Here is a 2,905-nt window from a genome sequence, read left to right as displayed (position 1 = left end):
GATTATTTTTTTGCCGTAGTTTACTGAAAAAATCTTTCAAAATTTCAGAACATTTTGCTTCCATAATTCCCGTTACCAGTTCAACCCGATGATTTAATCGTTCGTCCTGAACTATATTATAGAGAGATGAGCACGCACCGGTTTTCAGATCCTGAGCGCCGTACACTACCGTACTGATCCGCGATAGAACAATGGCGCCTGCGCACATTGCGCAAGGCTCCAGTGTGACGTACAAAGTCGCACCGGTCAGCCATTTGCTGCCAATCGTTGCTACGGCTGACGTGATCGCAATCATCTCGGCATGGGCTGTCGGATCCTGCAGCATTTCGATCTGGTTATGCCCGCGCCCGACAATCCGGTTTTCAAATACAATCACGGCTCCAACGGGAATTTCATTTTTTTCGTACGCTTTTTCAGCTTCTTTGTAAGCAAAGGTCATCCATGCTTCATGCTGAGTCATACGGCTCCTTTTTTTTAACGCGGCATGATAAAAAAAAGCCGGATCAAAAACAAATTATTTGCTTCTTAAATGATGTTTGAAGTAATTTTCACTGTTTCGCCAACAAATTACGGATGGTTTGTTAAATAATGCTCGGTATTATTCAACGTTTTCTAAAGACCTGAGGAGGAACGTATGAAAATCCTGAAAGAATTCAAAGAATTTGCGTCCAGAGGTAATGTAGTGGATCTTGCGGTCGGTATCATCATCGGCAGCGCGTTTGGTAAAATCGTATCGTCACTCGTTGGGGACATCATGCTGCCCCCGATCGGCCTAGCTATCGGCGGACTCAATTTCACCGCACTGAAATGGATTTTGAAATCGGCTGAATACGATGCCGCAGGAAAAATGATTGCTGAACCAGTAACGCTCAATTACGGCAACTTCATTCAAACCGGCATCGATTTTATTATCATTGCCTTCGCTGTCTTTCTGGTTGTCAAAATAATGAATTCAATGAAAAAACAATCGGAAGCGGTACAAGCTCCGCCCAAGCAGGAACTTTTACTTGCTGAAATTCGCGATTTGTTAAAAAAATAAATAAAGTTACCATCTACCGGAGATTATCATGAAAAGTTTATTACACGCATTGCTTTTCTTTATAGCTGGTTTTTATTCCGCCACAGCTCAAGACACTACTAAAACATGGAAGACCGGCGGCGCCGTCGGGGTCAATCTCAGCCAAGTCGGATTAAAAAACTGGTCGGCCGGCGGTGAAAATTCTCTCGCCGTCAACGGGCTTATCACGCTATTTGCCAATATGAAAAAAGATAAAATTAGCTGGGACAATACGCTCGATCTCGGTTACGGCATCATCAAACAAGGCGATAATCCTTTCAGAAAAAGCGATGACAAAATTATTCTTACATCCAAATTTGGCCGCGAAGCCGTTGGTCACTGGAGTTACAGCGCTTTGTTCGATTTTCGTACGCAATTTGCCAAAGGCTTCGATTACAATACTACTCCTAAAACTTTGATTTCAGAATTTATGTCACCGGCATATATCACCCTATCGCTTGGTGCGGAATATAAACCCAATGACAATTTCTTTACTTTGATCTCGCCCATCACCGGCAAATCTACGATCGTTCTCAGCGATACGCTTTCAGATGCCGGCGCTTACGGCGTCAAAAAAGGCGACCATATACGTAATGAATTCGGATGTTTGATTAACAGCGCATATAAACGTAAAGTGATGGAAGGTATCGACTTTCAAACCAAACTGAACCTATTCTCCAGTTATAAAGACATCAAACACATCGATGTAAACTGGGAAAATTTATTGCTTATGAAAGTCAACAAATACGTAAGCTCTAGCGTCTCGACACAGTTGATTTATGACAACGACATCAAAGACACGGATGGAAAAGCTAAGTGGCAGTTTAAAGAAGTTATTGCCGTAGGGTTGTTATATAATTTTTAAAAGTTCGGCCGTTTTGATGAACGTTTGAACCGAAACATGACACTTATGGTAATGAGAAGCCCGCATCCGAAGCCGATCCATAACCACATCATACTCGGATTGAAATGGATCGGTTTCGGGTTGCCCCACAATGTAAATGAAGCCCAATAGTGCGGTGAACGTTTCAATTCGTGTGCTGTTTCCAAGTAGTGTAATTTAGCTCGCCGCAAAGCTTCCGCGCGTGAGAAACCTTTATTGAGATTCTCGTAAAAAATATTCAAAACAGAACTGGTTGCTTCATCTTCTGCAGGCCAGAATGACATCAAAAGACTGGCGGCACCGGCAAATGAAAACGCCTGATTGAATCCGATAAATCCTTCGCCCGATGTCAGCGTTCCAAGACCGGTTTTGCAGCCGCTCAATGAAACCAGGTCCGCGTCCAATTTTAAATTATAGACTTCGTGAACGTACAGCCATTCATCGGATCGGATAGAATCGATGGTATTCCATAATGCAATTTTTGAATACAAAGGTTCCGCGTCAGAGACCAACGCATGCGTTGCAAATTCCAATATTTTGTACTCACCGCCTTTGGCTGTCAATCTATCTTTCGTACTTCTTTCATTTTCAAAATAATCCGAACGACCAAAAACCGCCGCAGCTTTTTGTACTTGCTCTGTTGCGAATTCCAGTGCAGGCAATTCAGGAAACTGAGTTACAGCAAAACCTCCGTAATTCAAAGGCGCTTTCGATTCACGTTGCAAACGGTCGATAAATAGCCCGGTTGAAACGGAATAAGCCACAGGGTAATCGTGCAGAATATATCGCGAATCAGAATAACTTTGCCCCTTTTTAGTAACCAGCATTTCAAATGGCAACTGATACAAGACACCGTCGGGAATGATAATTAATGTTTTTTCTTTTGACAAAAATGGCTCAACGGGTTGAAAAAACTTTCGATAAAGACGGTTTAAATCGTTAATGGAGATATTATTATTATCCGT

Annotated in this window: 4 protein-coding genes; 2 read left to right on the top strand and 2 right to left on the bottom strand. The window is 42.4% G+C overall.

What is annotated here, in order from left to right; translation table 11 throughout:
- Nucleotides 1–460, bottom strand: a 460-nt coding sequence (gene tadA / locus K1X84_16920; protein MBX7153312.1) for a tRNA adenosine(34) deaminase TadA, incomplete at its 3' end; no start/stop codon positions are given.
- Between the two features lie 180 nt (nt 461–640).
- Between tadA and mscL the strand changes: the two genes are divergently transcribed.
- Nucleotides 641–1,039, top strand: coding sequence for a large-conductance mechanosensitive channel protein MscL (gene mscL, locus K1X84_16915; protein ID MBX7153311.1), 399 nt, complete (start codon nt 641–643; stop codon nt 1,037–1,039).
- Nucleotides 1,040–1,067: 28 nt separating this feature from the next.
- A complete protein-coding gene (locus K1X84_16910; GenBank protein ID MBX7153310.1) occupies nt 1,068–1,922 on the top strand; it encodes a DUF3078 domain-containing protein in 855 nt (284 codons plus the stop codon).
- Here K1X84_16910 and K1X84_16905 read toward each other — a convergent pair.
- A partial coding sequence (locus tag K1X84_16905; protein MBX7153309.1) for a CHAT domain-containing protein occupies nt 1,919–2,905 on the bottom strand: 987 nt, incomplete at its 5' end. The two genes, K1X84_16910 and K1X84_16905, sit on opposite strands and share 4 nt — an antisense overlap.

It is taken from the genome of bacterium, from assembly GCA_019695335.1.
Classification (GTDB): domain Bacteria; phylum CLD3; class CLD3; order SB21; family SB21; genus JABWBZ01.
This window is presented reverse-complemented; position numbering and strand designations above follow the sequence as displayed.

What these genes read in the sequence shown, in the direction of transcription:
- K1X84_16910 (MBX7153310.1), top strand. Translation starts at nt 1,068, where the DNA reads ATGAAAAGTTTATTACACGCATTGCTTTTCTTTATAGCTGGTTTTTAT.